General features: G+C 65.0%; 23 protein-coding genes. 11 read left to right on the forward strand and 12 right to left on the reverse strand.

Going from position 1 to position 26,102, the window contains the following annotated elements; genetic code table 11:
- Window positions 1-12 precede the first annotated feature (12 nt).
- The 5 genes from lgt (at window position 13) to HMP06_RS10805 (ending at window position 4,795) form a co-directional block, all read left to right on the forward strand.
- Window positions 13-945 (forward strand): prolipoprotein diacylglyceryl transferase, encoded by a 933-nt coding sequence (lgt, locus tag HMP06_RS10785; RefSeq protein WP_443026513.1) that lies wholly within the window; start codon window positions 13-15, stop codon window positions 943-945.
- Window positions 946-1,147: 202 nt separating this feature from the next.
- Entirely contained in the window at window positions 1,148-2,113 is a 966-nt protein-coding gene (locus HMP06_RS10790; RefSeq protein ID WP_176497091.1) for a class I SAM-dependent methyltransferase, read from the forward strand.
- Window positions 2,110-2,634 (forward strand): GNAT family N-acetyltransferase, encoded by a 525-nt coding sequence (locus tag HMP06_RS10795; RefSeq protein ID WP_176497092.1) that lies wholly within the window; start codon window positions 2,110-2,112, stop codon window positions 2,632-2,634. The genes HMP06_RS10790 and HMP06_RS10795 overlap by 4 nt, the downstream gene beginning before the upstream one ends.
- Window positions 2,631-3,389, forward strand: coding sequence for a peptidoglycan editing factor PgeF (gene pgeF, locus HMP06_RS10800; protein ID WP_176497093.1), 759 nt, complete (start codon window positions 2,631-2,633; stop codon window positions 3,387-3,389). The genes HMP06_RS10795 and pgeF overlap by 4 nt, the downstream gene beginning before the upstream one ends.
- Before the next feature lie 74 nt (window positions 3,390-3,463).
- A complete protein-coding gene (locus HMP06_RS10805; protein ID WP_176497094.1) occupies window positions 3,464-4,795 on the forward strand; it encodes a cystathionine gamma-synthase family protein in 1,332 nt (443 codons plus the stop codon).
- Window positions 4,796-4,804: 9 nt separating this feature from the next.
- Here the strand turns inward: HMP06_RS10805 and HMP06_RS10810 are convergent, their stop codons facing one another.
- A complete protein-coding gene (locus HMP06_RS10810; protein WP_176497095.1) occupies window positions 4,805-6,358 on the reverse strand; it encodes a DUF6311 domain-containing protein in 1,554 nt (517 codons plus the stop codon).
- Between the two features lie 110 nt (window positions 6,359-6,468).
- Here HMP06_RS10810 and HMP06_RS10815 point away from each other — a divergent pair, with 110 nt between their 5' ends.
- Window positions 6,469-7,494 carry an adenosine deaminase gene (locus HMP06_RS10815; protein ID WP_176497096.1) on the forward strand — a complete coding sequence of 342 codons (1,026 nt, stop codon included), beginning with the start codon at window positions 6,469-6,471 and terminating at the stop codon, window positions 7,492-7,494.
- A 115-nt stretch (window positions 7,495-7,609) separates the two neighbouring features.
- Here HMP06_RS10815 and murA read toward each other — a convergent pair whose 3' ends face one another.
- On the reverse strand, window positions 7,610-8,893 hold the full coding sequence (murA, locus tag HMP06_RS10820; RefSeq protein WP_176497097.1) for a UDP-N-acetylglucosamine 1-carboxyvinyltransferase: 1,284 nt from the start codon (window positions 8,891-8,893) through the stop codon (window positions 7,610-7,612).
- A 186-nt stretch (window positions 8,894-9,079) separates the two neighbouring features.
- Between murA and HMP06_RS10825 the strand changes: the two genes are divergently transcribed.
- A complete protein-coding gene (locus HMP06_RS10825; protein ID WP_176498486.1) occupies window positions 9,080-9,778 on the forward strand; it encodes a Crp/Fnr family transcriptional regulator in 699 nt (232 codons plus the stop codon).
- 39 nt (window positions 9,779-9,817) lie between these two features.
- Here HMP06_RS10825 and clpS read toward each other — a convergent pair whose 3' ends face one another.
- From clpS to HMP06_RS10840, 3 genes are all read right to left on the reverse strand, one after another.
- Window positions 9,818-10,165, reverse strand: coding sequence for an ATP-dependent Clp protease adapter ClpS (gene clpS / locus HMP06_RS10830; protein WP_176498487.1), 348 nt, complete (start codon window positions 10,163-10,165; stop codon window positions 9,818-9,820).
- Window positions 10,166-10,307: 142 nt separating this feature from the next.
- Entirely contained in the window at window positions 10,308-11,081 is a 774-nt protein-coding gene (locus HMP06_RS10835) for a phasin family protein (RefSeq protein WP_176497098.1), read from the reverse strand.
- A gap of 123 nt (window positions 11,082-11,204) precedes the next feature.
- The gene (locus HMP06_RS10840; RefSeq protein ID WP_176498488.1) at window positions 11,205-12,929 is read right to left on the reverse strand and encodes a PHA/PHB synthase family protein; all 1,725 of its coding nucleotides are present in this window, start codon (window positions 12,927-12,929) and stop codon (window positions 11,205-11,207) included.
- A 105-nt stretch (window positions 12,930-13,034) separates the two neighbouring features.
- Here HMP06_RS10840 and HMP06_RS10845 point away from each other — a divergent pair, with 105 nt between their 5' ends.
- The 3 genes from HMP06_RS10845 to HMP06_RS10855 are packed head-to-tail and all read left to right on the forward strand — an operon-like array spanning window position 13,035 to window position 15,480.
- Window positions 13,035-14,243 (forward strand): LL-diaminopimelate aminotransferase, encoded by a 1,209-nt coding sequence (locus tag HMP06_RS10845; RefSeq protein ID WP_176497099.1) that lies wholly within the window; start codon window positions 13,035-13,037, stop codon window positions 14,241-14,243.
- A 26-nt stretch (window positions 14,244-14,269) separates the two neighbouring features.
- Window positions 14,270-15,052, forward strand: coding sequence for a sulfite exporter TauE/SafE family protein (locus tag HMP06_RS10850; RefSeq protein WP_176497100.1), 783 nt, complete (start codon window positions 14,270-14,272; stop codon window positions 15,050-15,052).
- A complete protein-coding gene (locus HMP06_RS10855) occupies window positions 15,052-15,480 on the forward strand; it encodes an acyl-CoA thioesterase (protein ID WP_176497101.1) in 429 nt (142 codons plus the stop codon). Before HMP06_RS10850 ends, HMP06_RS10855 begins: the two co-directional genes overlap by 1 nt.
- Before the next feature lie 118 nt (window positions 15,481-15,598).
- On the opposite strand, the gene HMP06_RS10860 is transcribed toward HMP06_RS10855, so the two are convergent.
- The 3 genes from HMP06_RS10860 to HMP06_RS10870 form a co-directional block, all read right to left on the reverse strand.
- Window positions 15,599-16,894 carry a hypothetical protein gene (locus HMP06_RS10860; RefSeq protein WP_176497102.1) on the reverse strand — a complete coding sequence of 432 codons (1,296 nt, stop codon included), beginning with the start codon at window positions 16,892-16,894 and terminating at the stop codon, window positions 15,599-15,601.
- 168 nt (window positions 16,895-17,062) lie between these two features.
- Window positions 17,063-17,797, reverse strand: coding sequence for a hypothetical protein (locus HMP06_RS10865; RefSeq protein WP_176497103.1), 735 nt, complete (start codon window positions 17,795-17,797; stop codon window positions 17,063-17,065).
- A 125-nt stretch (window positions 17,798-17,922) separates the two neighbouring features.
- Window positions 17,923-19,374, reverse strand: a complete 1,452-nt coding sequence (locus HMP06_RS10870; protein WP_176498489.1) for an ATP-binding protein — start codon at window positions 19,372-19,374, stop codon at window positions 17,923-17,925.
- A gap of 125 nt (window positions 19,375-19,499) precedes the next feature.
- Between HMP06_RS10870 and HMP06_RS10875 the strand changes: the two genes are divergently transcribed.
- Window positions 19,500-20,051 carry a GNAT family N-acetyltransferase gene (locus HMP06_RS10875; protein ID WP_176497104.1) on the forward strand — a complete coding sequence of 184 codons (552 nt, stop codon included), beginning with the start codon at window positions 19,500-19,502 and terminating at the stop codon, window positions 20,049-20,051.
- A gap of 2 nt (window positions 20,052-20,053) precedes the next feature.
- Here the strand turns inward: HMP06_RS10875 and HMP06_RS10880 are convergent, their stop codons facing one another.
- From HMP06_RS10880 to HMP06_RS10895, 4 genes are all read right to left on the reverse strand, one after another.
- The gene (locus HMP06_RS10880; protein ID WP_176497105.1) at window positions 20,054-21,043 is read right to left on the reverse strand and encodes an acetate/propionate family kinase; all 990 of its coding nucleotides are present in this window, start codon (window positions 21,041-21,043) and stop codon (window positions 20,054-20,056) included.
- Window positions 21,043-23,442 carry a phosphoketolase family protein gene (locus HMP06_RS10885; RefSeq protein WP_176497106.1) on the reverse strand — a complete coding sequence of 800 codons (2,400 nt, stop codon included), beginning with the start codon at window positions 23,440-23,442 and terminating at the stop codon, window positions 21,043-21,045. Before HMP06_RS10885 ends, HMP06_RS10880 begins: the two co-directional genes overlap by 1 nt.
- Before the next feature lie 101 nt (window positions 23,443-23,543).
- Window positions 23,544-24,917 carry an efflux transporter outer membrane subunit gene (locus tag HMP06_RS10890; protein ID WP_176497107.1) on the reverse strand — a complete coding sequence of 458 codons (1,374 nt, stop codon included), beginning with the start codon at window positions 24,915-24,917 and terminating at the stop codon, window positions 23,544-23,546.
- The gene (locus tag HMP06_RS10895) at window positions 24,914-26,101 is read right to left on the reverse strand and encodes an HlyD family secretion protein (RefSeq protein WP_176497108.1); all 1,188 of its coding nucleotides are present in this window, start codon (window positions 26,099-26,101) and stop codon (window positions 24,914-24,916) included. The genes HMP06_RS10890 and HMP06_RS10895 overlap by 4 nt, the downstream gene beginning before the upstream one ends.
- Window position 26,102 lies beyond the last annotated feature (1 nt).

Consider the following 26,102-nt stretch of genomic DNA (forward strand, 5'->3'; position numbering starts at 1 on the left):
GGAAAAGCCTTGATCCTGTCTCATCTTCAACCGGTGCTCGGCCCGCTCATCGATGCCGCTGCAGCGAGCGGCACCCAGCACCTGCATTTCACCGACTTGGGCTTAAGCAAGGTCGCGCTGCCGATTCATTTCTGGATCATTAATTTTGACATCAAATGGTATTCGATCGCCTACATCACCGGCATCGTCGTCGGCTGGTGGTATCTGCTCAAGCTGATCGCGCAGCCGGGCAGCCCGATGGCGCGGCGCCATGCCGACGATCTCGTGTTCTACGCAACGCTCGGCATCATCCTGGGCGGACGGATCGGCTATGCCGCGTTCTACGCCCCGCAATTGCTGTTCTCGCTCGGCATCTTCCGGCTGTGGGACGGCGGCATGTCGTTCCACGGCGGAATGATCGGCACATCGATCGGTATCATTCTCTTCGCGCGGCAGCAGAAGCTCGATTGGCTGCGAATCCACGATTACCTCGCCTGCGCGGTGCCGTTTGGGCTGTTTTTCGGGCGCATCGCCAATTTCGTGAATGGCGAATTGTGGGGCAAGCCGAGCGACGTTCCGTGGGCGATCATATTCCCCGATACGGTCATGTCCGGTATGATCGAACCGGCGCGCCATCCGAGCCAATTGTACGAAGCGGGGCTCGAAGGGCTCGCGTTGTTCGCGATCCTGTGGTTCGCCTTCTGGCGGACCAAGGCGCGTTATGAGCCGGGCAAGCTCGTCGGGCTGTTCCTGTTCGGCTACGGCCTCGCGCGCTTCACGGTCGAATATTTTCGCGAGCCCGACGGGCAATTCCGCGAATGGGCGGGCGGCTTCTTCGCCAACACGATCCATATGGGTCAGGTGCTGACGCTGCCGATGATCGTCGGCGGATTGTACCTGATCGTCACCGCAAAAGGCCGCCGTACCCGCATCGAGCCGATCGCCGGGGGCGAGAGCGTCGCGTGAGGGGAGGGCGCACTTTCTTTCTCCCCTCCCGCGTGCGGGAGGGGCTGGGGGAGGGCGCGACGCCAGCCCCAAACGGTAGGCTGCGAGGGAAAGCGTGAGCCCGTCCCCAGCCCCTCCCGCAAGCGGGAGGGGGGAAGAAAACCTCGCCGACCGCCTGGCCCGCGCGATCACGCTGGCCGGACCCATCTCGCTCGCGCAGTTCATGGCAGCCGCGAACCAGCATTATTATGCGACGCGCGATCCACTGGGCGCTGGCGGGGATTTCACCACCAGCCCCGAAATCAGCCAGATGTTCGGTGAGCTGATCGGGCTTTGGGGCGCAGACCTTTGGGATCGTGCCGGACGCCCCGAGGCAGCTTGGGTGGAACTCGGCCCCGGTCGCGGAACGCTCAGCGCCGATGCGATGCGTGCGATGACCAAAGCCAGCTTCACACCACCGGTGCATCTGGTCGAAACCAGCCCGGTACTGCGCAGCCGCCAGGGTGAGCGCATACCGCACGCGACGTGGCACGACGCGATCGACACGCTGCCGACCGATCGTCCGCTGATCGTCATCGCCAACGAATTTTTCGACGCACTACCGATCCGGCAATTAGTGCGGGGGAGCGCGGGCTGGTTCGAACGGCTCGTGGCGTGCCAGGACACGCTGTTCCTGCCGATCGCGGGCAAGCAAGTCCCCGATTCGGTCATCCCCGAATCCTTGCGCGATGCCGCCGCCGGATCGGTGATCGAAACCTCCCCCGCCAGCGTCGCGATCCTGCGCGGTCTGGCGCAGCGGATCGTGGCGCAGGGCGGCGCGCTGCTCGCGATCGATTATGGCTATGACGGCCCGGCGATCGGCGACACGCTGCAGGCGGTGCGCGGCCATGAATTCGCCAACCCATTCGAGGCGCCCGGCGAACAGGATCTGACCGCGCATGTCGATTTCGGCACGCTCGCCGCCGCCGCTTTGGTCGAGCGCGCGCACGTCGCTGGTCCGGTCGGCCAGGGCGCGTTTCTCACTGCGCTCGGCATCGACGCGCGCGCCACGGCGCTCGCCAAGGCCGCGCCCGACCGCGCCGATCAGATCGCCGTGGACAAAGCGCGCCTGACGCAGGACATGGGCAATCTCTTTCAGGTCCTCGCCGTCACTGCGCCCGGCTGGCCCAACCCCGCAGGATTTGCATGATCACCTATCGCGATGCCCGCACCATCGACGGCGCCCCGCTCGCCGCGATGGCGCGGCGCTCCTTTACCGAGACGTTCGGCACGCTCTATCGCCAGTCCGACCTCGCCGCCTTCCTCGACGAAGCGTTCGGCGCGAACGGCTTGCCGTCGCAATTGTCCGACCCCGATTTTGCAATCCGGCTCGCGCTGTCGGCCAATGAAAAAGGTGGCCACGAGATCATCGGCTTCGTCAAAATGGGCCCGGTCACCTTCCCGGGCGAATGGCGTCCCGATGCGATCGAACTCTACCAATTCTACGTGCTCGGCGCATGGCATGGCCAGGGCGTCGCGCAGGAATTGATGGCTTGGTCGCTGGAACATGCCCGCAGCCACGGCGCGAAGGAGATTATCCTCAGCGTCTATGTCGACAATCACCGCGCGCACCGCTTTTACGAGAAATACGGGTTCGAGGATATCGGGCGTATCGCGTTTCGCGTCGGTGAGACGGTCGACGACGACAATCTGATGCGGCTGGCGCTGTGAGCGTCGAGAGCGTCCGCGCGGCCACGCTCGACGGTGTGGCGCATGGCTTTCTCGGGCGCACAGGCGGTGTTTCCACCGGACTCCATGCTGGGCTGAACGTCGGGATCGGTTCCGACGACGACGCCGCCGCCGTTGCCGAAAACCGGCGGCTGGCGAGCGAAGCTGTGCTGCCGGGTGCGGCGCTCGTCACGCTCTATCAAATCCACTCCGCCGATTGCGTGACGGTCCGCAGCCCCTTCGAGGACCGGCTGCGCCCGCGCGCCGATGCGCTGGTGACCGATCGCCCCGGCCTCGCGCTCGGTATCCTCACCGCCGATTGCGCACCAGTGCTGCTCGCCGACAAAGACGCAGGCGTGATCGGCGCGGCGCATGCCGGGTGGAAGGGTGCGATCGGCGGCGTCACCGACGCGACGATCCTCGCGATGGAAGCACTGGGGGCGAAGCGCGAACGGATCACCGCCGCGATCGGCCCGTGTATCGCGCGCAACAGTTATGAGGTCGATGACGCCTTCGCCCACCGCTTCGAAGCGCACGACCCTGCCAATGAACGCTTTTTCGTCGAAGCGCGCGACGGCCACTTCCAGTTCGATCTGGAGGCCTATGTCGCGCACCGCCTTGCCAGCGCCGGAATCGGCCGCGTCGCGATGCTCGGCCTCGACACCTATGCCGACGAAGCGCGCTTCTTCAGCTTCCGCCGCGCGACGCATCGCGGCGAGCCGGGTTACGGCCGGCAGATTTCGATCATCGGGCTCTGATCCGCGACCACAGATGGTATCATTTGAGACTATCCCGCGTTAGGGTCGCGCAGCATTTTTGAAGGATCGATCCGATGGCGAAGACCGAAACGCATGAAACCGAAGCCGATCTGACCGGCGTCGCCGCGCGCACCAAGCCCAAGCCTTCGATCGAGAAGATCGGCGAGCGCAAGCTAAAGCCCTCCACGCTGATGATGGGCCATGGCTATGATCCGGCACTTTCGGAAGGATCGCTGAAGCCGCCGATCTTCGCCACCTCGACCTACGTCTTCCCCAACGCGGCGGCAGGCAAGCGTCACTTCGAAGGCGTGACGGGCAAGCGCCCCGGCGGCTCCGAAGGCCTCGTCTATTCGCGCTTCAACGGCCCGAACCAGGAAATCCTCGAAGATCGCCTCGGCGTCTGGGAACAGGCAGAGGACGCGTTGGTCTTCTCGTCCGGCATGTCGGCGATCGCGACGTTGTTCCTGTCGATGGTTAAACCCGGCGACACGATCGTCCATTCCGGCCCGCTGTATGCGGCAACCGAGACGCTGATCGCGCGGATCCTCGGCAAGTTCGGCGTCAACTATCTAGATTTTCCGGCAGGCGCGACGCGTGAAGACATCGACGCGGTGCTCACTAAAGCGTCCACCGCCGGCAACGTGGCGTTGATCTACCTCGAAAGCCCCGCCAACCCGACCAATGCGCTGGTCGATATCCAGGCCGTCGCCGCCAGCCGCGATGCGATCTTCACGGGCGAAAAGCCGCCGATCGCGATCGACAATACCTTCCTCGGGCCGTTGTGGCTGAAGCCGCTGCAGCACGGCGCCGATATCGTCGTCTATTCGCTCACCAAATATGCCGGCGGGCATAGCGATCTCGTCGCGGGCGGCGTGCTCGGCTCGAAGGAGCACATCAACACGATCCGCATGATGCGCAACACGATCGGCACGATCTGCGATCCCAACACCGCCTGGATGCTGATGCGCAGCCTCGAAACGCTCGAACTCCGCATGAGCCGCGCGGGCGAGAATGCGGTCAAGGTCTGCGCATACCTGCGCCAGCATCCCAAGGTCGAGCGCGTCGGCTATCTCGGCTTCCTTGCCGATACGCCGGGGATGGAGCGCCAGGCCGACATTTACGCACGGCATTGCACGGGCGCGGGCTCCACTTTCTCGCTGCTCGTCAACGGGGGGGAAAAGGAAGCCTTCGCCTTTCTCGATGCGCTGAAGATCGCCAAGCTCGCGGTATCGCTCGGCGGGACCGAGACGCTCGCCTCGCACCCGGCGGCGATGACGCATCTCTCGGTGCCCGACGCGCGCAAGCAGGCGCTCGGCATCACCGACAATCTCGTGCGGATCTCGATCGGGGTGGAGGATGCCGACGATCTGATCGCGGATTTCGAACAGGCGCTCGCGGCGATCTGAGCCAATCGCTCAGGGCGCGATAACCGTGACGCCGTCGATCCGCATCGCGCGGAGGGCGAGCGTCGCGGGCACCGCGCCATCTTGGACGATCACGAGATGCCCCGGCTTCACCACGCCGCGTTCGAAGGCCTGACGATCCGCCGCGGTGCGCAACTTCGTCGCGCGCGAGGTGCGCGAGGTGTAGGTGAAGCCGACCGGGCGCCGCGCACGGACCGCGCGCCACGTGATCTCCTCCATCACTTCCAAGTTAATGAACGCATCCGCCGGTGTGAAATCGACTTGGCGCGCGCGCGCGATCAAGCTGTCCCAGCGCGGGTCGGGGGTGCGCGTGAAAACAGTGCTGCTGTTCGCCCGCGCAGCCGTAGCACGGATCGCGGTGAGCATCGGGGCCAGATCTATCGCTTGCAGCGCGACCGCCGCGGCCAGCAAGAGCGTCGCGCGGCGGAGCGCCATGACGCTGACGACAGCGGCATAGACGAGCGTATAGGTCAGCGGCCAGGCGAGCCTGCCCGAAGCGCGCACCGGGTCAAGCGCATCGGTGACCCATAAGGGCAGATCCACCGTCGTAATTGCCTGCCCCAAGAACAGCGGCTGCGGCCCGATCGCAACGAGCGCGAGCACCGCGAAGCCGGGCAGCAACCACAGCAGCTGCCGCAGCGCCACGCGCCGCGTCGCCGCCGCGACCAGCACCGTCAGCAACAGCCCGGCCCCCAGGTAATTCAGCCCTTCGAACCCGCGGCCGTGATCCTGCGGGGAGGACGGCAGCAGCGCCGAATAGGTTGGGTTGGCCGGGTTCCACCACGCATCGAGCGCCATCGGAAACGCGCCGTAAGTATGCGTCGAACCGAACCCGCCGCCAAACACCCCCTGCGCCGCGAGGAGCAGCGTGACGACGCCGATGATCCCCACTGCCTCAATCAGCGGGCGCACCTGCCGACGCTCGATCAGCCGCCGCAGCAGCGATGCGCCCCAGATGCTTGCGACCATCAGCAACAGATAGCTGTGCACCAGCGCCGCCACGCCAAGCACCGCCAGCCACCACCACGGCCGGTCGGCACGACGCGGCGCGACATAGATCCACAGCGCCCACAGGATCAGCCACTGCGCGCACAGGCTGGCATGGGGATAGCGGTTGAACAGCATCGGCATCGCCGCGAGCAGGACGGTACCGAACCACGCCGTCGGCACATCGGGCGCGTGCGGACGGACCAACGCCCAAGCGAACAGCAGTTGCAACACCAGACACGCGAACATCCACGGCCCGACGAACTGCAGGCCGGGCGGCAACACCCCGGCGAACGGCCCGAGCAACAGGCCAAGCAACGGAATGCTGTCGGTCAGCAGCAAGCTCGTCCCCTCGGGCGCCGACAGCAAGGCGATGTGGAACGGCGGCCAGCCACCCCCGGCGAGATAGGCCGCAAGCCCGATCGCGCTTTGCCCATGGTCATGCCCGTCGAGCAACCAGCCGACATTGCGCGGATCGAGCGTCGCTAGCGGCATCCACGCGGCATAGAGCAGGACAGCCGTCGCCAGCAGCAGGAACAGGACCGGGAGGCGTTTCATCCGCGCTGCTTATAACCAAGGCGGCTCTACGTCTCGTAAACATAGGAGCACACCGCCGGATGATCGCTTTTGCGCTAAACTTCGTGCGGGCTGCAGCGTAGGGATGGCCGATGTCTACGCCCCATACCGCCCCCACCGATTTCATCGCTAGCCTGCCCAAGGCCGAGCTGCATCTGCACATCGAGGGCAGCCTCGAGCCCGAACTGATGTTCGCGCTCGCCAAGCGCAACGCGGTCGCAATCCCCTATGCGAACGTCGAGGAAGTGCGGGCCGCCTATCAATTTTCGCGGTTGCAGGATTTCCTCGACATTTATTATGCCGGGGCCGCCGTGCTGCTCACCACGCAGGACTTCCACGATCTCGCCGCCGCCTATTTCGACCGCGCCGCGGCGGACGGCGTGGTCCATGCTGAGATCATGTTCGATCCGCAGACGCACACCGCGCGCGGCGTAGCATTCGACACCGTCATCACCGGGCTATTGTCTGCGATGGCAGAGGCCGAGGCAAAACACGGCATGACCACCAAGCTCATCATGAGCTTCCTGCGGCACCTCGACGAAGCCGACGCGTTCGAGACGCTCGAGTCGGCGCGCCCGTGGCTCGACCGGATCGCGGCAGTCGGGCTCGATTCGTCCGAACTCGGCCATCCGCCCGAAAAATTCGTGCGCGTCTTCGCCGCCGCCCGCGCGCTCGGGCTGAAAGCGGTCGCGCACGCCGGCGAGGAAGGCCCGCCGGACTATGTCTATCAGGCGCTCGACCTGCTTGAGATCGACCGGCTCGACCACGGCAATCGCAGCCTGGAGGACCCGGTGCTGGTCGCGCGCCTCGCCCGGTCGGCGATGACGCTCACCGTCTGCCCGCTTTCGAACCTCAAACTGTGCGTGGTCGGCGACATGGCCGCGCATCCGATCGACCGGATGCTCCGGGAAGGGTTGCGCGCGACCATCAATTCGGATGACCCGGCGTATTTCGGCGGGTACGTCGCCGACAATTACCGCGCGATCGAGGCTGCACGCGGCCTGCCCCGCGCCGATCTCGTCACGCTGGCGCGCAACAGTTTTCTCGGCAGCTTCCTGCCGGATGATGTGGTGGCGGGGCATCTCGCGGCGCTTGATGCCTATGTGGCGCGAGGGTAACCACTCCCGTTCGCCCTGAGCCTGTCGAAGGGCACCGCTCAACAGGCGCGCGGTCCGTACGTGGCGCGGGGGCTTCGACAAGCTCAGCCCGAACGGGATCTATACCGAAACTGGCTCAGCCGTCCCCAACCCGCTCGATATCCGCCCCGACCGCGCTCAACTTCTCTTCCAACCGCTCATAGCCGCGATCGAGATGGTACACGCGGCTGACCTGTGTCTCACCATCCGCCACCAGCCCGGCAATGATCAGACTCATCGACGCGCGCAGATCGGTCGCCATCACCGGCGCGCCGGTCAGCCGCTCGACCCCGCGGACGACAGCGGTACGGCCGTGAACCTCGATATTCGCGCCCATCCGCGCGAGCTCCGGCACGTGCATGTAGCGGTTTTCGAAGATCGTCTCGGTCAGCACGCTGGCGCCTTGTGCCATGCACAGCATCGCCATGAATTGTGCCTGCATGTCGGTCGCGAAGCCCGGATAGGGCGCGGTCGAGAGCGTCAGCGGCTGTAGCGGGCCGGAGGCGGAGACGAGTAGATTGTCACCGCGCTCCTCCAGCGTCACGCCCGCCGCGATCAGCGCATCGGTGGTCGCGTGCATGTCCGACAGCTTCACGCCGAGCAGTTCGACCGATCCGCCAGTGATCGCCGCCGCACAGGCATAGCTGCCCGCCTCGATCCGGTCGGGCATCACGCGGTAGGTCGCACCGTGCAGCCGATCGACGCCTTCGATCTCCAGCGTCTCGGTGCCGATGCCGGAAATCTTCGCGCCCATCGCGACGAGCAGATTGCACAGATCGACGATCTCGGGTTCGCGCGCGGCATTCTCGATCCGGCTGCCGCCCTTGGCCAGCGCGGCGGCCATTACGACATTTTCGGTCGCGCCGACGGAGACGATCGGGAAGGTATATTTGCCCCCCGACAGCCGCCCGCCCGGTGCGGTCGCCTTGACATAGCCCGCCGCCATTTCGAGCTGCGCGCCGATCGCCTCAAGCGCCTTCAAATGCAGATCAATCGGGCGGTTGCCGATCGCGCAGCCGCCGGGGAGCGATACGGTCGCCTCGCCCGCGCGCCCAATCAGCGGTCCGAGCACCAGGATCGACGCGCGCATTTTCCGCACGATGTCATACGGCGCCTCGGTCGCGGTGAGTTTCCCGGCGCGGATCGTCATCACTCGGCCGAAATCCTCGGGCCGCGCACCCTCGATCCGGGTCGAACAGCCGAGCTGGTTGAGCAAATGCCCGAAGCTGTCGACATCGGCGAGCCGCGGCAGATTGCGCAGCGTTACCGGCTCCTCGGTCAGCAGCGCGCACGGCATCAGCGTGAGCGCGGCGTTCTTGGCCCCGGAAATGGGCAAGCGCCCCGACAGGCGGTTACCGCCACGAATGAGAATGCGATCCATCCGCTTCGTTTATCGCCTCACCACATCCGCGCAAGCACGATAGATTGGGCCGCTCCGGACTGATCGCCGGTGGTGACCGGTTGATCGACTTTAATGCACACTCGGCGCGGCCCTGCTTTGTGTAGATCGTTCAAGGGGGATGGTGCGCGCGTGTCAGGAAGTTGTTTCGCCAATCGTCTGGGCGACATGGTAGTGCTGACCGCGAACGAACGGCGGGCGCTCGAGCTGCTGGAGGAGCGCACCCGACCGGTCCCACGCGGGGCCACGGTACAGCGCGAGAACGATACGACCGGAGAGATGTTCATCCTTCGAACAGGGATGATGATGTCTTCGGTCCTGCTGGTTGATGGCAGTCGCCAAATCCTCCGCTTTCATTTCGCGGGGGACATGATCGCCGTATCGGGCCTGGCGTATCGCGAGGCGAGCGAGACGATCTCGGCTTTGTCCGACTGCGTGGTCTGCCCGTTCGAACGGTCCGCCTTCGCGGCGGTATTGGCGGACCATCCACGGCTCGCGGCGCTCATCATAGTATGTAACCAGGTCGAGCGTGCCGCGCTGACCGATCGTCTGGCGGTGCTGGGGCGCACCTCTGCCAAGGCGCGCGTCGCGGCGATCCTGATCGATTTGCGCAACCGGATGCGGATGCTCGACGCTGGCATCAGCACCAGCTTTGCGCTTGGCCTGACGCAGGAAGAGATTGGCGATGCGACGGGTTTGACCGCAGTCCACGTCAACCGGATGCTGCGGCAATTAGAGGATGAAGGCATGCTCGCGCGTGAAGCGGGCCGTTTCACCTTTACGGACGAACGCGCGCTGGAGCGGGCAGCGAATTTCGTCGATCGCTATGCCGGGCTCGATCTGGGATGGTTGCCGGCTGGCCGCTGACGTCTCAGATCCTGTCCCAATGGGGAAGGATTTAGAAGATCACGCCTTTTCCAGCATGCATTGCAGCGGATGCTGGTTCTGCCGCGCGAAATCGAGAACCTGGCTGACCTTGGTTTCGGCCACTTCGTAGCTGAAGATGCCGCACACCCCGACGCCCTTTTGATGGACGTGGAGCATCACCCGGGTCGCCGCTTCCATATCCATGCGGAAGAAGCGCTGCAGCACGAGCACGACGAATTCCATCGGCGTGTAATCGTCGTTGAGCAGCAGGACGCGGTAGGGCGTGGGCTGTTTGGTCTTGGCGCGCGTGCGGGTCGCGACACCAATGCCGGTGCCCTCGTCGTCACCTTTTCCGCCATCGTCGGGACCATCGCGGCGCTCGGCCATCGAGATTGTTGTGCTGTCGATCATGTACCCGCAAAATATGGCATTGCGGGGGGTAAGGGCAAGGGGGCTGATGCATGCCGCCATACGAAAAGGGCGGCCCCTCGCGGGACCGCCCTTTCGCATCGAATTTGGCATGAAGCGCTTATGCGGCGATCTTCATCTTCTCGGCGGCAACCGCGACGCGGTTCGAGATCGGCTGCGCGATTTCACCGAGCAGCTTCAGATAGTTCTCGGTGAACTTGGCGGTTTCGGCCATCATCGAATCCATTGCCGACTTGGCGTGCTCGCTCTGCAGCGCGAACAATTCGGTCGGCGACTTGATCGCGGCGAACTGCTTGGCGGTTGCGGTGGCCTTCTCGACCGAGGTCTTTACGTAATCGGTCGTGTACTTGGCGATTTCCTCAGCACCTTTGGCGGCGATCTTCGACGATTCGACCAGCGCCTCGACATTGCCCTTCGAGAATTCGTTCATGTCCTCGAACATTTTCGAACCCTTTTCCATCGCGGTCTTGGCGCGCTCGTTGACGTCGCCGAACAGCGTGGTGGCCTGGGCCTGAACCTTCTCGGCGGCGGACTTGATGGTGTTTTCCATGGTGGTGACTTCCTTCTTGAGGATGGCCACCGCTGGTGCGGGGGCCGGAGTTTTCGCTTCGGTAGTAATCGTGGGCGCGACGGGCGCCGACTTCGGCACGGCTGCGACGGGCGTCGGCACGGCCGCAATGACGGCGGCGGCCGTCGGCACGGCCACCGTCGCGGCGGGCTTCGCGGCAACCGGGGCGGCGGGCTTCGCGGCAACCGGGGCGGTCTTTTCAATCGGTGCCGTCGGCTTCGCGCTCGTCACCGGCTTGGCCGCCACCTTCTCAACCGGCTTTGCTGCCGGGGTCGATGCGTCGGACTTGGGACCTTTACTGGCCATGATCGGCTTGCCTCCCGCGTTATTGCTGCACTGCAATATAAAGCAAAGGGGCGTATTTGCAAGGCAAAATGGTGCGGCGCAACATAACGTTACACGCGTTGACCATGCTATTGATCTACAAGCTTATTTTGTACGGACATAGCTCCCGGGAGCATCTGCGATCGCCGGCAGTGCCCCTGCACCCGGACGCCGCGCGCCGGTCGCGTCGACCATCGCCGCATCCTGCGTCCGCAACCATTCGATCCAGTCGGGCCACCAGCTCCCCTTGGTCTCGGTCGCCCCCGCGACGAATTCCTCGATCGACCCGACCGGCGTCGGGTTCAGCCAATATTGGTATTTGTGCGCGGCGGGCGGGTTGACGACGCCAGCGATATGGCCGGAGCCAGCGAGCACGAAACGCTTCTCGCCAACGAACAGTCGCATCAGCGCCCAGACGCTCTCAGCCGGCGCGATATGATCCTCGCGTCCCGCCTGGATATAGCTTGGCGTGGTGACCTTGCCGAGATCGATCGGGGTGCCGAGCGCGCTCAGCGCGCCCGGCTTGCTCAGCAAATTGTCGCGGTACAGATCCGTCAGATAGCGCCGATGCCAGGTCGCGGGCAAATTGGTCGTGTCGCCATTCCAGTGCAGCAAATCGAACGGCGCATAGTCCTTGCCGAGCAGATAATTGTTGGTGACGTAATTCCAGATCAGGTCGCGCCCGCGCAGTTGATTGAACACCGCCGCCATATAGCGCCCGTCGAGAAACCCGTCCTTGGTCACCGAATCGATCAAAGCGAGTTGCTCGTCGGAGACGAAATGAAGCAGCTCCCCCGCTTTTTCGAAATCGACTTGCGCGGTGAAGAAGGTCGCGCTCTTGACCTTGTCCGCCTCGCCCCGCGCCGCCAGAATCGCGAGCGTCGCCGCCAGCGTCGTTCCCGCCACGCAATAGCCGATCGTATGCACCGCGGGCACGTCGAGCACATCGCGCACCGTATCGATCGCCTCGATCTGCGCGGCGATATAATCGTCCCACACCACATCCTTCATGCTGGCATCGGCCGATCGCCACGACACCATGAACACGGTAATCCCCTGCTCCACCGCCCAGCGAATGAAGCTCTTCTCAGGCGTCAGGTCGAGAATGTAGAAACGGTTGATCCACGGCGGGAAGATCACCAGCGGCACCGCCAGCACGGTTTCGGTCGTCGGGCTGTACTGGATCAACTCGTACAGATCGGTGCGCAGCACGACCTTGCCCGGCGTCATCGCCAGATTGCGCCCGACTTCGAACGCCTCCGCGTCGGTATGCGTCAATTGCCCCTTGCCGAGATCGGCGAGCATGTTCTGCAAACCCTTGAGCAGATTCTCGCCGCCGGTTTCGATCGTCTTCTCAAGCACTTCTGGGTTGGTCGCGGGGAAATTGGACGGGCTGATCGCATCGAGAAAACCGCGTGCGGCAAAGCGCATCTGTTCGCGCTGCTTGTCGTCCACCCCCTGCACCGCCTCGACTTGCGCGAGCATCTGGTCGGACAGCAGGAAATAGCTCTGGCGGATCCAGTCGAACACCGGATTTTCCCGCCAGCGCGGATCCTTGAAACGCTTGTCGCGCGCCTGCTCGGGCGTTTCAGCAGGCGCCGGCGCTTCGCCGGGGGTCAGCATGCGCTGCCACAGGCCCAGGCTCTCGGTCCAGAAATCGCGCGTGCGGGCAAGCGTAGCGGGATCGGTCACCCCGGGAATCGGCGGCAGGACGCTGCCCGCCAGGTCCAGACCCTGCTCCAGCACCATTTGCTGCGCGCGCCCCAGCACCCATGTCCAATGCTGCAATTCCGCCAGACTCGGCAAAGCGACAGTGGGCGTATCCGGCATATCGGCCATCGGGCGGTCCTCTCGCTTCGTCCTGGCCCCGCCGGTCATTCCCACGAAAGCGCGAATGCCGTAAGGAGCGAAGTCTCTCTAGCCGGAATCCCTGCAATGTCCGATGAATTCTATCGCATCAAACGCTTGCCGCCGTACATTATCGCCGAAGTGAACGCGATGCGGGCCGCGGCGCGGGCGACCGGCGAGGACATTATCGATCTCGGCATGGGCAACCCCGATTTGCCGCCCCCGCCGCACGTGATCGAGAAACTGATCGAGGTCACGCGCAAGCCCGACGCGCATGGCTATTCGCAATCAAAGGGCATTCCCGGCCTGCGCAAGGCCCAGGCCAATTATTACGGCCGCCGCTTCGGCGTCGATCTCGATCCCGAAACCGAAGTCGTCGTCACGATGGGATCGAAGGAAGGCCTTGCCAGCCTCGCCACGGCCATCACCGCGCCCGGCGACGTGGTGCTCGCCCCCAACCCAAGCTACCCGATCCACACCTTCGGCTTCATTATCGCCGGCGCGACGATCCGCGCCGTGCCGACGACGCCCGACGAGAAATATTTCGAGGCGCTCGAACGCGCGATGGCCTTCACCGTCCCGCGCCCCTCGGTGCTCGTGGTGAACTACCCGTCCAACCCGACGGCGGAGGCGGTCGATCTCGCTTTCTACGAACGCCTCGTCGCCTGGGCGAAGGACAATCAGGTCTGGATCATTTCCGACCTCGCCTATTCGGAGCTGTATTTCGACGGCAATCCGACGCCCTCGATCCTGCAAGTGCCCGGCGCGAAGGATGTCGCGGTCGAATTCACCTCGCTGTCGAAAACCTATTCGATGGCGGGCTGGCGGATCGGTTTCGCGGTCGGCAACAAGAAATTGATCGCGGCGATGACGCGCGTGAAATCCTACCTCGATTACGGCGCCTTCACCCCGATCCAGGCCGCCGCCTGCGCCGCGCTCAACGGCCCGCAGGATATCGTCGAGACCAACCGCCAGCTCTACCACAAGCGCCGCGACGTCTTGGTCGAGAGTTTCGGCCGCGCCGGGTGGGACATCCCCTCCCCGCGCGCGTCGATGTTCGCCTGGGCCCCGCTGCCGCCCGCGCTCGCGCACTTAGGAAGTCTTGAGTTCTCCAAACAATTACTGACGCACGCGCAGGTCGCGGTTGCGCCAGGGGTGGGCTATGGCGAGAACGGAGAAGGCTTTGTGCGCATCGCGATGGTCGAAAACGAACAGCGGCTGCGGCAAGCGGCGCGCAACGTGAAGAAATATCTCCAGTCGATGGGCGTCAACATTCCCAGCACGAAGGCCGGCTGACCCCCGCGAATGCTGATCGACCCCCAATGCTGATCAACCCGCTGTATTCGCTGGCCGGCGTGCTCGTCGGGCTGCTGGTCGGGTTGACCGGCGTCGGCGGCGGATCCTTGATGACGCCATTGCTGGTGCTCGCTTTCGGTTTCCACCCGGCGACCGCGGTCGGCACCGATTTGCTCTATGCCTCGGCGACCAAGACCGTCGGCACGACCGTCCACGGCTGGCGCGGGACGGTCGATTGGCACGTCGTCGGCTGGTTGGCGCTGGGCAGCGTACCGGCGGCTGTGCTGACGCTGGTGGCGCTCCATTCCGCCGGAGAGCAATCGGCCACCACCGGTCGCGCGATCTCGATCGCGCTCGGCATCACGCTGATCCTGTCGGGGCTCGCCACGCTGTTCCGCGCGCGCATCGTCGCCACGCTGAAGCGCGCGTTCGGCAAGATCGGCCACACCCGCGCGCGCGAACTCACCGTGCTGCTCGGCATCGCGCTCGGCGTTTTGGTGTCGCTCACCTCGGTCGGCGCGGGCGCGCTCGGCATGACCGCGCTGTTGATCCTCTATCCCGATCTGCCGCTCAAACGGCTGGTCGGATCGGACATCGCCCATGCCGTGCCGTTGACCTTGCTTGGCGGAATCGGCCATTGGCTGCTCGGCTCGGTCGACGGCGCATTGCTCGTATCGTTGCTGGTCGGATCGATTCCGGGAATCGTGATTGGCAGTGTGATCGCGAGCCGCATATCGGACCGCGTGTTGGGGCCGATCCTGGCCGTAGTGCTGGCGCTGGTCGGCGTGAAATTATTGGGTTTGTTTTGATGGCGCGTCCGGGTTTCGCTTTTTCCTGCCAGTTCAAGGTCCGCTATGCCGAGATCGACGGGCAGAAGGTCGTCTTCAACTCGCGCTACCTCGAATATGCCGATGTCGCGGTCACCGAATTCTGGGACTGGACCGGGATCACGGCGGCGCTGGGCGAGGCGTGGGAGCGCACCGAATTCCACGTCCGCCATACCGAGATCGACTATCTCAAGCCCTTCGTGCTGGGCGACACGGTCGAGGCGTTCGTGCGGATCGGCCGGATCGGCGCGTCGAGCATGACGCAGAGCTTCGAGCTGTGCCACGCGGAAACCGGCGCGGTGCATACGAAGATCGAGATGGTCATCGTGAATGTGCACCTGCCGACGGGGAAATCGCTACCGATCGCGCCTGAGGTGCGGGCGTTTTTGGAGGCTTTGCCGGGGGGTTAGGGCGTGGCCTCATGGCATGGGGCAGCGTCAATGCGCGGGCTGAACGGCGAAAAATGGTGGAAAGCGGGAACGCCGCTTCGGAGCAGCGACTTCAGGTGAACGGACATTCGTCGTTACCTCAATCGAGGTGCTTCGTCTCCCGACGACGGACATTGAGCTCATCTTCCGACTTCTCGATCTCCGCTGAAAACATGCGCCAGCTACCCCGCTGCCGCGGGATAGCCCGCTCAATTAGCACGTTATCGAAGTTGCTTGGCTGAGTTAGCGAGCCAACGTACGTCGCCGGTCTTCGGTATGCTGCCTCCCTAAAACGATCCCCATCACCGACTATCTCCGCGTGTTGTTCAGGAGTTAGCTCAGGGATCGGTTTGCGCGGCTTGCGCCAACCTGGCCTACACTTATCCCAAAGCTCGCCGCATAATCCGGTATCGTCGACCGGTGGCCGATCCGCCAATTTGAATAGGCCCATCGCTTTCGCCTCATCAGGCATCGCCTGAAATGTCGCGTTAAGCGCGCCGAGGCTCGCCTTAAGGTCTTGCCCCCAGACGAAGTGTTGGTTCGGCCCGAGAAAGAGAGGCACCGAGGACCGGTGGAGACGATCGTTCGACACAAATATTTGCGCGAATGGCAGATAGTGAAGATAGGTGATATCGATTTTGTTGCTTGCGCGGCGATCGCCAATGATGCCGTTCGAAAGCGCCAGACTGAAATACAGATCGACTTCCAAACAGTGCGCCGCGAACGGAGCATAGTCCCTCAATGGCGGAGTGCCAGCCGTGCGCCACGCCCGGACAATGTCTTTGAGTGCTTCCGGAGGCAGCTCCAACAGCGAGTGCGCGAGCATTAAGGCGCGATAGTTCTGATTGGGCGCATCAATGATGTTCCTGGCGAGCGTGCGCGCCTCTTCGTGACTCTTTGGTATAATTTCTCGCCGCATCGCCGACCGGTACGCCTTCGAAATTGCAGTCAGATCAAGATCGGAGAGCGCATCCCGCCAGAGCTGGGCAGTGATCCGCTCAACCTCGGAGAACCGGCCTCGCTGCCAACGCTCAAAGGCATCGGCTTCATGTGATTTTTTGTAGACGACACCTGTCTTACCCTCCGCCCGTACCGGGATCCCCTCGGGAAGGGCTGGTCGGCCATCCATTGTTATACGATCTCCCAGTAGATCATCGAGAATGAGCTCCTGATGATAGGCGTTTACGTAGCTTTGAACGACCGGAGTTCGTTCAGCCAGCCCCCCTACAATCTGCTCAGCTGTCCTCCCGCGGGTGGTATCCTTGGCCAAATCCGCCATCGTTTCCGCGAAGAAAAGCGGTGTGATTACACAGCAAAACATTTGGTCGAGCATCACCGCCTCATCAACATTGAGGCTTTGCAAGAACGATTTATCGAAGATGAGCATCGGTCCCATGGGCCATCATATCATCTGGGGTTAAGGGTCTGAAACTGGAAAGCGAGTGGGCCGAATGAAGGTCGGCAATCGGGGCGGTTTCTAACTGTCCGCTTCCCCGACGAATAGCTGCCGTTCGACATCCCCTGAAGGGGAAGGAAGAAGAGCCGCAGTCTCCCCGACACGAAACTACTTCGTAAACCCAACCGTCAAATCAAACCGGATCCGCACCCACGCCCCGATCATCGGCTTGCCCCCAACCCGCGGAGGCCGCACCCGAAACTGCCATGCCGCCAGCCGCAACGCGCGCGACAGGCCGCCGCCCGGCGGGGATTCGTCGATCGAGCGGCAATTCTCGACGCGGTAATCGGGCGCGGTCTTGCACGCGATCAGCGCCCAGCCCGTGCCCTTGCTATATTCTTTCAGATAGGGGGCCAGTTCGGCGTCGCGCGGCTCGCGATACCATTCGGCATTGTAGAGCGCACCGCCGCCCGGCCCCTGCCCCGGCCCGTATGCCGCCACGCTGTCGCGCCCGCTATCCTGCCCCGCGCCCTCGCCCTGCGCCGACGGGATCTTGCCGATATCGGACGCGGCAAACTCATCCGGGCTGAGCTGGATCAGCTTGGTCGGCGGGGCCTTCAGCGGCGATGGCGGCGGCGCGACCGGCGGGGGTGGTGCGGCCGACGCGGTCTTCACCGGGTTGCGCTTGCTGGCGACCTTGGCCTTTTGCGCTTCCTTCGAGACCGGCGGGCCGATCGGGCGCACGTCGAAGGTGGTCAGCTTGGGCTGTTTCTCGACCTTTTTGAACATCCCGCTGCCGAGCGTGGTCAGCAGCAGCAAAATGAGGCCCTCGACCACCAACGCAAGGACGATCCCGCGCCAGCGTGGCCGGTCCGATGCGGAACTATAGGACTCGGCGCTCATCGCTGGCTTGCCTAGGGCGCGATGTGCCGCACCGCAACAGAGACTGGATTAAGCGAGGGTGACCTTTTGTTCACGTGATGCGGCATTTCACAAGACCGCTCCTCCCCTTCAGGGGAGGGGCGGTCTTACCCCGCGTCGGCCGACGCCGTGGTCCACCCCAGCGCCGGCACGGTGACCGAGCGCTTCCCCGCGAGATCGATCCGCGTGACGAGCAACCCGCGCCCCTCGATATAGCCGAGCACCCGCCGCGCGCGGCCGATCGAGGAAGTGCCATAGGTGCGCGCCAAATCCTCGTCGCTGGGGCACGGTGCGCCTTCGCGCGCGGCGCGGGCGACCAACAGGAAACAGCCGAGCATTTCATCGGGCAGATCATCCGCCACCGCGATCACCTCCGCCCATTCCTCATCAAGCCCGTCGAAAATCCCCGCGCGCGCCGCCGCGAGTCGCCGCGAGAAGGCCGATGGATCGAGCGGGGCCGGATGCACCCCGACCATCCGGCAGCGCACCTGAAAATCCTGATACAGCACCGATGCCGGGCGCGACGCCGCGTCGGGATCGGCGACGATCGCGTGGAGCACGTCGCCGATGACCTGCGCCAGTTGCGCGGCGTCATAGCGTGGCTCGGCGGGCGCGCGATCGGGTTCTGCCACCGTTTCGATCCGGTCGAGCACTTGCTCCGCGCGCGGTGGGCGCGGCGGCGGTGGCGCGGGGCGCACCGGCTCCTCCATTTCGGCGAACAGGAATTGCCGCATTTCGCCCGCTTGCTGTTGCGGCAAGGGGGTCAGCGTCGGGCCGCCACCGCGTGATCCGGTCTCGACCGCGCCGATCCGGATCGCCACCGGCCGCCGCGATACCGCCGGGCCGAGCGCGAGGAAAGTGCCGCGCGCGAGATCGCGAATCTGCTCCGCCTGGCGCCGCTCCATGCCGAGCAGATCGGCCGCGCGCGCCATGTCGATGTCGAGGAAGGTGCGGCCCATCAGGAAATTCGAGGCTTCAGCGGCGACATTCTTGGCGAGCTTGGCGAGGCGCTGCGTCGCGATGATCCCGGCAAGCCCACGCTTGCGCCCGCGACACATGAGGTTGGTCATCGCGCCCAAGGACGCGCGCCGCACTTCCTCGGTCACCTCCGCGCCCTGCGACGGCGCGAAGACTTGCGCTTCATCGACCACCACGAGCGCCGGGTACCAATGTTCGCGTGGCGCATCGAACAGCGCCGACAGGAACGCGGCGGCGCAGCGCATCTGCCCCTCCATCTCCAGCCCCTCTAGATCGAGCACGACGGAGGTGCGATGTTCCCGGATTCTCGCACCGAACTTTGCAACTTCGGCGATCGAATATTCCGATGCGGAAATCGCGATATGGCCGTACGCGTCGCCCAAAGTGACGAAATCACCCTCGGGATCGATGATGATTTGCTGCACCTGCGCCGCGCTGCGTTCGAGTAAGCGCCTGAGAAGATGCGATTTTCCCGAACCGGAATTGCCCTGGACAAGCAACCGCGTCGCCAGCAATTCCTCCAGATCGATCGGCACGGACTGACCCGCGCCGTCGAGCCCCATGTCGACCTGAAACGTCATCGCGCTCGCATGAACGATGCCGGGGGGCGGGGGCAAGCGCTAACGCGCGTCGATCGGCCGGGGGTCTATCGTCCGGCTCTATTCCGTCCTGCCGCCTGCCGTGATTCTCTGCTACAGGGGTCGCCATGCACACACCCAGCCAGCACCTCACCACCCGCACCGGGTTCGACTTTCACGTCCGTCCGGCCTGCCCCGAGGATGAAGGGACGGTCGCCGAGTTCTTCACACACGTCACGCGCGAGGATTTGCGCTTCCGCTTCCTGACCGGCCTGTCCGAGGTCGGCCACGCCCAGATCGTCGCGCTGACACATGTCGACCATCGGTGGTCTGAGAATTTCCTGGCCTTCACCAACGACGGATCGACGATGATCGCCACCGCGATGCTCGCCTGCGATGCGACGTTCGAGCATGGCGAGGTCGCGATCGCGCTGTCGAAGGATTACAAGCTTCACGGCATCGGCTGGGAATTGCTGGCGCATGTCGCGCGCTTTGCCGAGGCCAAGGGCGTGCGCGTGCTCGAGGCGATCGAATCGCGCGAGAACCACGCTGCGATCGAACTGGAGCGCGACATGGGCTTCACGGTCGAACCCTATCCGGGCGACGACAGCTTGCTGCTGGTCAGCCGGAAACTGATGGCCGATGGCTTGCCGCCGGGGGCATATCCGCGCGCGATGTGAGGCTATGATGTAAGAGCGGCGACGTGCCGCGCGATCTGCAGCCCCTCCTGCGCGGGCATGGTGTGCGCAGGGATGGGGCCGGCAAAGGCGAGGTCGCTGCAAATGGCGGCGCGCACTGCCGCGTCGTGTTCGCCGATCCCGCCGGTAAAGACGATCAGATCGGCACCCCCCAGCGTCACGAGCATCCCCGCAATCGCCTTTGCGACCGAGCGGCAGAAGATACGGATCGCAAGGTCCGCAGCGGCGTCCCCGGCGGCATGCAGCACACGCAAATCGGACGACCGCCCCGACAGGCCGAGCAGCCCGGATTGCCGGTCGATCACCGCTTCGAGCGCTGCTGCATCCAGGCCGCGTTCGCGCAGCAGATAGAGCAACACGCCCGGATCGATATCGCCGGTGCGCGTGCCCATCACCACGCCGCCCGACGGGGTCAGCCCCATGCTGGTGTCGACCGAACGCCCGCCCCGCACCGCCGTCACGCTCGCGCCATTGCCGAGATGGGCGATGATCAGCCGCTCGGGCACCGCGTCGCCGAGCTGCGCCAGGATCGATTCGCACGATAGTCCGTGGAATCCATAGCGGCGGATGCCTTCCCCCCGCAGGTCGGCCGGTAGCGGCAGGACCGCCGCCACATCGGGCAGATCGGCATGGAAGCCGGTATCGAAGCACGCGACTTGCGGCACATCGGGATAGCGCGCCTCCGCCTGCGCGATCATCGCCAATGCCGCCGGGCCATGGAGCGGCGCAAAGGCGGAAGCCCGCTCCAATCGGGCAAGAACCGCCGGATCGATCAGCACCGGCGCGAACAGGTCGACGCCGCCATGGACGATGCGGTGGCCAATCGCGTCGGGTCGCAGATCGCCGATCGACCCGAACGGGTCGCCATCCGCATGCCTGACTTCCCCGGCCGATACCTCGACCACCGCCTGCCCCGCGTCATACCACCCGAACTTCACCGACGACGACCCGCCGTTGAGGGTCAGGACGCGCATCACCGTGTCCATTGCCAGTCGCGCACCTCGGGCAAATCCTCGCCATGCTCGGCGATATGGAGCTTGTGGCGCTCGATCGCGGTCCAATAGACGGCGCGGGCATTCGGGACCATGTGCGCGAGGCGCGGAATGCGCTCGATCGCGTCGAGCGCAAGGCGGTAGCGATCGAGATCGTTGAGCACGACCATGTCGAACGGCGTGGTCGTCGTGCCCTCCTCCTTATAGCCGCGCACATGGAAGTTATCGTGGTTGGGCCGCCGATAGGTCAGCCGGTGCACCAACGTCGGATAGCCGTGGAATGCGAACACGACTGGCTTGTCGGCGGTGAACAGCGCCGTGAAGGCCCGGTCGTCGAGGCCGTGCGGATGCTCGGATTGGGGTTGCAGCACCATCAGATCGACGACGTTGACCACCCGGATGCGGATGTCGGGCACGTGCTGGCGCAGCAGCGTGACCGCCGCCATCGTCTCCAGCGTCGGCACGTCACCCGCGCACGCCATCACGACGTCAGGCTCGCCCGCATCGCTGGCGAAGTCCCAAATTCCTGCCCCGGTCGTGCAATGCCGCACCGCATCGTCGATCCCGAGCCATTGCCATTCGGGCTGCTTGCCCGCGACGATGACGTTCACATAGCCGCGGCTGCGCAGGCAATGATCGGCCACCGACAACAGGCAGTTCGCATCGGCCGGCAGATAGATGCGCGCGACCTCCGCCTTCTTGTTGGCGACGTGATCGAGGAAACCAGGATCCTGATGCGACAGGCCATTATGGTCTTGCCGCCAGACATGCGAGGTCAGCAGATAGTTGAGCGACGCGATCGGCCGCCGCCACGGAATGCCACGCGTCACCTTGAGCCATTTGGCGTGCTGATTGACCATCGAATCGACGATGTGGACGAACGCTTCGTAGCAACTGAACAGCCCGTGCCGCCCAGTCAGCAAATAGCCCTCTAACCAGCCCTGGCAGAGATGCTCGCTCAGCACCTCCATCACGCGCCCGTCGCGGTCGAGATGCTCGTCGACCGCCTCGGTCTCCGCCATCCACGCCTTGCCCGTCACGTCGTAGACTGCCTGCAAGCGATTCGAGGCGGTCTCGTCGGGGCCGAAGAGTCGGAAATTGGCGGTGGCCATGTTGAGCGCCATCACGTCGCGCAGATAGTTGCCGAGCGTAGCGGTCGCCGCCGCCTTCACCGCACCGGGATCGGGGACGGCGATGGCGTGGTCGCGGAAATCGGGCAGGACGAGCGGCTTGAGCAGTTCGCCACCATTGGCATGCGGGTTCGAACCCATCCGGCGGTGGCCGGTGGGGCTAAGCGACGCATACTCCTCGCGGAACTTGCCGGTCTCGTCGAACAACTCGTGCGCGTCATAGCTTTTGAGCCAGGCCTCGAGCTGAACGAGATGCTCGGGATCCTTGAAGTCGGCGATCGGCACTTGATGCGCGCGCCACGTTCCCTCAACTGGCTTGCCGTCGACGAATTTCGGCCCAGTCCAGCCCTTGGGCGTCTGCAGCACGATCATCGGCCAGCGTCGCCGCACTGGATCGCTCGCACCATGGCGTGCCTCGGCCTGGATATCCTGGATCTCCGCCAACACGCGGTCCATCGTCGCGGCGAGCAATTGGTGCACCACCGCCGGATCATCGCCCGCCACGAAATACGGTTCGTGGCCGTAACCGCGCATAAGATCGGTCAGTTCTTCGCGCCCGATCCGCGCCAGCACGGTCGGATTGGCGATCTTGAAGCCGTTGAGATGCAGGATCGGCAGCACCGCGCCATCGCGCGCCGGGTTGAGGAATTTGTTGCTGTGCCAACTCGTCGCGAGCGCGCCCGTTTCGGCCTCGCCATCACCGACGACGCAAGCGACGATCAGGTCGGGGTTGTCGAACACCGCGCCATACGCATGCGCCAGCGAGTACCCAAGCTCCCCGCCCTCATGGATCGACCCCGGCGTCTCGGGCGCGACATGGCTCGGGATGCCGCCGGGCCACGAGAACTGCCGGAACAGCCGGTCCATCCCGCCGGTGCTGCGCTCGATCGCGGGATAGCGCTCGGTATAGGAGCCTTCGAGATAGGTGTTGGCGACCAACCCCGGTCCGCCATGGCCCGGCCCGATCACCGCGATCATGTTGAGATCGTGCGCGACGATCAGCCGGTTGAGGTGGACGTAGAGCAAGTTCAGCCCCGGCGTCGTACCCCAATGCCCCAGCAGCCGCGTTTTGACGTCGGCAAGCGTCAGCGGCCGATCGAGTAGCGGATTGGCCCGCAGATAGATCTGCCCGACCGACAGATAATTCGCCGCGCGCCAATAGCCATGCATCCGGCGCAGCATATCGGGCGACAAAGGGTCGGACGGGAGTGACAAGTCCGCCGGTACGGCGGACGCGATCGGATCGGACATCGGAATTCCTCAGATCGCAAGCAAGACCAATGCATAGGCCATCCGGCGCGGGTTCGGAAGGGTCGGCAGCAATCGCCGCTGCCGACCCAAGTCCGTGCGGTTCATTGGCTTTGCCAGCCGCCGCCGAGCGCCTGAAACAATGACACGCGCGCGTTCAGCAGATCGGTCCGCAATTGCACCCGCGAGAGATCGACCGAGAGCAAGGCGCGCTGTGCGTCAAGCTGTTCGAGATAGGGGCTATACCCGGCGCGGTAACGATTGGTCGCATGCCGCAACGTTTCCGCCACCGCCACGCGCTGCGCGCGCAAGACGCGGTCCTGTTCGGTCAGCCGGTCGATCGCCGCAAGCGCATCCTCGGCCTCACGGAACGCCTGGAGGGCGACGCGCTGGTAGGCAAACGCCGCCTGATCGCGGCGCGCGGTCGTCGCATCGACATTGGCGCGCAACCTGCCTCCTTCAAAGATCGGCGCGAGCACGCTGGCGCCGACCGACCACAGCGTGATCGGATTGGCGAGGAGCGTGGACAGCGCCGCACCACCCGTGCCGGTCAGCCGCAACGTGGGCAGATATTGCGCGCGTGCCGCCGCGATCGTGGCGTCCGACGCCGCGAGTGTCCGTTCGGCCTGGGCGATATCGGGGCGGCGGCGCAACAGATCGGACGGCAGGCCGCCCGGGATGCCCGGCGTGACCAGCGCGTCAAGGGTCGCGCCGCGCGCGATCGGCCCGGGCGTCCGGCCCGCCAGGGTGCTCAGCGCATTCTCCTGCCGTGTGATCGCCAGTTGCACTTGCGGCAGGATCACGGCGGCGGCCTGATATTCGGCCTCGGCCTGACGCAATTCCAATTGCGAGGTATAGCCGACGCGGGCACGCGACCCGGCAATGCGCAAGGCTTCCGCGCGCGCGGTGATCGTATCGCGAACGACTTGCATGCGCGCATCGAGACCGAGCAGCGTCAGATAACCCGACACCGTCGCCGCCGTCACGCTGAGCGCGGCGGACGCGCGCGCGGCGTCCAGCGCGGAGGTGTTCAGACTTGCGGCGGTGATTTGACTGTCGATCCGGCCGAACAGATCGACTTCATACGACGCCTGAAAGACCGGCTGGGCACCCGCGCTCGTCACGGGCGTTCCGAACGGGCTGACGCTGCGACCATAGCTGCCGCCTGCCCCCAGATCGAGCGACGGGAAAAGCTGCGCGCGGGCGAGCGATTCCTGCGCCCGCGCCTCACGCACCCGCGCCGCGGCCGTCGCGATATCGGGATTGTTCGCCAGCGCATCGGTGACCAGCGCATCGAGCGACGGGTCGCCGAAGTCGCGCCACCACTGCGCCTTCAACGGCACGGTGGCGATAAGCGGGGTCCGCCAGCCGTTCGGCGGCACGACACGCGCCGCCTCGGGTCGCGGCGTCTGGCCGGGCATACATCCGGCGAGGACGAGCGCAATAGTGCCCGTGGTTGCTAAGTGCCGCGGCCTCATCGGCGCGACGCCGTGTCGACTCGCGCCTCGACCGACATGCCGGGGCTGAGCCGCTGGTGCATCGGATCGCGCGGATCGAGCGCGATTCGCACCGTAATGCGCTGCGCCACCTTGACGAAATTGCCGGTGGCATTGTCGGGGCGGATTACCGAAAACTCGCTGCCTGCGGCTGGCGACAGGCGCTCGACCGTTCCGCGCAACTCCGCCCCGCCAAGCGCATCGATGCGGACCGTGGCGCGTTGGCCGGGCCGGATCAGCGCGGTCTGCGCTTCCTTGAAATTTGCCGAAACCCACACCTTGGGCGGGACCAGCGTGGTCAATTGCGTGCCGGCCGTGACATATTGGCCGAGCCGCACCCCGACCTCACCCAGCCGCCCGTCCTGCGGCGCGCGGATCACCGTATTGGCCAAATCGATCTGGGCGAGCCGCACCGCCGCGTCGCCGCCCGACACCGCCGCCTTCAACCCGCCACGCCCGACTTGCACGGTGCGCACTTGCTCAGCCGCAACGCTGCGCTGCGCTTGCGCCTGCAGTACCGCGGCTTCAGCCTGACGCAGCGCGGCGAGCGTCTGATCGCGTTCGCGCAGCGACACCGACCCTTCCTTCACCAGATCATCGACGCGGCCCATATCGGCCTGGGCGCGTTGCAACTGCGCGCGCGCGTTGAGCACCGCCGCGCCCTGACCGCCCAGCGTCGCCTCGCTCGAACGCTGGCTCTGGGCGGCATTGGCAAGCGTCGCGATCTGCCCGGCGCGCGCGGCGATCGCCTGTTCGACGCGCTGGCGATAGATGCGATCGTCGATCCGCGCGATCACTTGTCCGGCGCGGACCGTATCGAAATCCTGCACCAGCACTTGCGCGACATAGCCGTTCACTTGCGGCGCGATGATCGTCGTCTGCCCGCGGACATAGGCATTCTCGGTCGCTTCGATCGCAGACGTGAACGGCGGCAGCCGCCACGCATACAGGATCAGCAACACGCCGATGACAGCGAGCGCAATGAAGCCCAGCGTCGCGCCACGCCCGCCGCGCGGCGGTGCCCAGCCGCGCCTTGGTACCTCGGCTTCGGCTACCGGTGCGGCGCTCGCGGCACCGGGTCCGGTCTGGGTCTCGACCGGATCGTCGAGCCGCGCTGCGTCGTTAGGATCGGTGTCGCGTTCCACCGGCCGGCCGTCTTCGGTCATG

This window comes from Sphingomonas sp. HMP6, assembly GCF_013374095.1.
In the GTDB taxonomy this organism is placed as follows: Bacteria; Pseudomonadota; Alphaproteobacteria; order Sphingomonadales; family Sphingomonadaceae; genus Sphingomonas.

What these genes read in the sequence shown, in the direction of transcription:
- HMP06_RS10790 (WP_176497091.1), top strand. Translation starts at nt 1,148, where the DNA reads ATGGCAGCCGCGAACCAGCATTATTATGCGACGCGCGATCCACTGGGC.
- HMP06_RS10795 (WP_176497092.1), top strand. Translation starts at nt 2,110, where the DNA reads ATGATCACCTATCGCGATGCCCGCACCATCGACGGCGCCCCGCTCGCC.
- HMP06_RS10805 (WP_176497094.1), top strand. Translation starts at nt 3,464, where the DNA reads ATGGCGAAGACCGAAACGCATGAAACCGAAGCCGATCTGACCGGCGTC.
- HMP06_RS10810 (WP_176497095.1), bottom strand. Translation starts at nt 6,358, where the DNA reads ATGAAACGCCTCCCGGTCCTGTTCCTGCTGCTGGCGACGGCTGTCCTG.
- HMP06_RS10815 (WP_176497096.1), top strand. Translation starts at nt 6,469, where the DNA reads ATGTCTACGCCCCATACCGCCCCCACCGATTTCATCGCTAGCCTGCCC.
- murA (WP_176497097.1), bottom strand. Translation starts at nt 8,893, where the DNA reads ATGGATCGCATTCTCATTCGTGGCGGTAACCGCCTGTCGGGGCGCTTG.
- HMP06_RS10825 (WP_176498486.1), top strand. Translation starts at nt 9,080, where the DNA reads ATGGTAGTGCTGACCGCGAACGAACGGCGGGCGCTCGAGCTGCTGGAG.
- clpS (WP_176498487.1), bottom strand. Translation starts at nt 10,165, where the DNA reads ATGGCCGAGCGCCGCGATGGTCCCGACGATGGCGGAAAAGGTGACGAC.
- HMP06_RS10835 (WP_176497098.1), bottom strand. Translation starts at nt 11,081, where the DNA reads ATGGCCAGTAAAGGTCCCAAGTCCGACGCATCGACCCCGGCAGCAAAG.
- HMP06_RS10840 (WP_176498488.1), bottom strand. Translation starts at nt 12,929, where the DNA reads ATGCCGGATACGCCCACTGTCGCTTTGCCGAGTCTGGCGGAATTGCAG.
- HMP06_RS10845 (WP_176497099.1), top strand. Translation starts at nt 13,035, where the DNA reads ATGTCCGATGAATTCTATCGCATCAAACGCTTGCCGCCGTACATTATC.
- HMP06_RS10850 (WP_176497100.1), top strand. Translation starts at nt 14,270, where the DNA reads ATGCTGATCAACCCGCTGTATTCGCTGGCCGGCGTGCTCGTCGGGCTG.
- HMP06_RS10855 (WP_176497101.1), top strand. Translation starts at nt 15,052, where the DNA reads ATGGCGCGTCCGGGTTTCGCTTTTTCCTGCCAGTTCAAGGTCCGCTAT.
- HMP06_RS10860 (WP_176497102.1), bottom strand. Translation starts at nt 16,894, where the DNA reads ATGGGACCGATGCTCATCTTCGATAAATCGTTCTTGCAAAGCCTCAAT.
- HMP06_RS10865 (WP_176497103.1), bottom strand. Translation starts at nt 17,797, where the DNA reads ATGAGCGCCGAGTCCTATAGTTCCGCATCGGACCGGCCACGCTGGCGC.
- HMP06_RS10870 (WP_176498489.1), bottom strand. Translation starts at nt 19,374, where the DNA reads ATGACGTTTCAGGTCGACATGGGGCTCGACGGCGCGGGTCAGTCCGTG.
- HMP06_RS10875 (WP_176497104.1), top strand. Translation starts at nt 19,500, where the DNA reads ATGCACACACCCAGCCAGCACCTCACCACCCGCACCGGGTTCGACTTT.
- HMP06_RS10880 (WP_176497105.1), bottom strand. Translation starts at nt 21,043, where the DNA reads ATGCGCGTCCTGACCCTCAACGGCGGGTCGTCGTCGGTGAAGTTCGGG.
- HMP06_RS10885 (WP_176497106.1), bottom strand. Translation starts at nt 23,442, where the DNA reads ATGTCCGATCCGATCGCGTCCGCCGTACCGGCGGACTTGTCACTCCCG.
- HMP06_RS10890 (WP_176497107.1), bottom strand. Translation starts at nt 24,917, where the DNA reads ATGAGGCCGCGGCACTTAGCAACCACGGGCACTATTGCGCTCGTCCTC.
- HMP06_RS10895 (WP_176497108.1), bottom strand. Translation starts at nt 26,101, where the DNA reads ATGACCGAAGACGGCCGGCCGGTGGAACGCGACACCGATCCTAACGAC.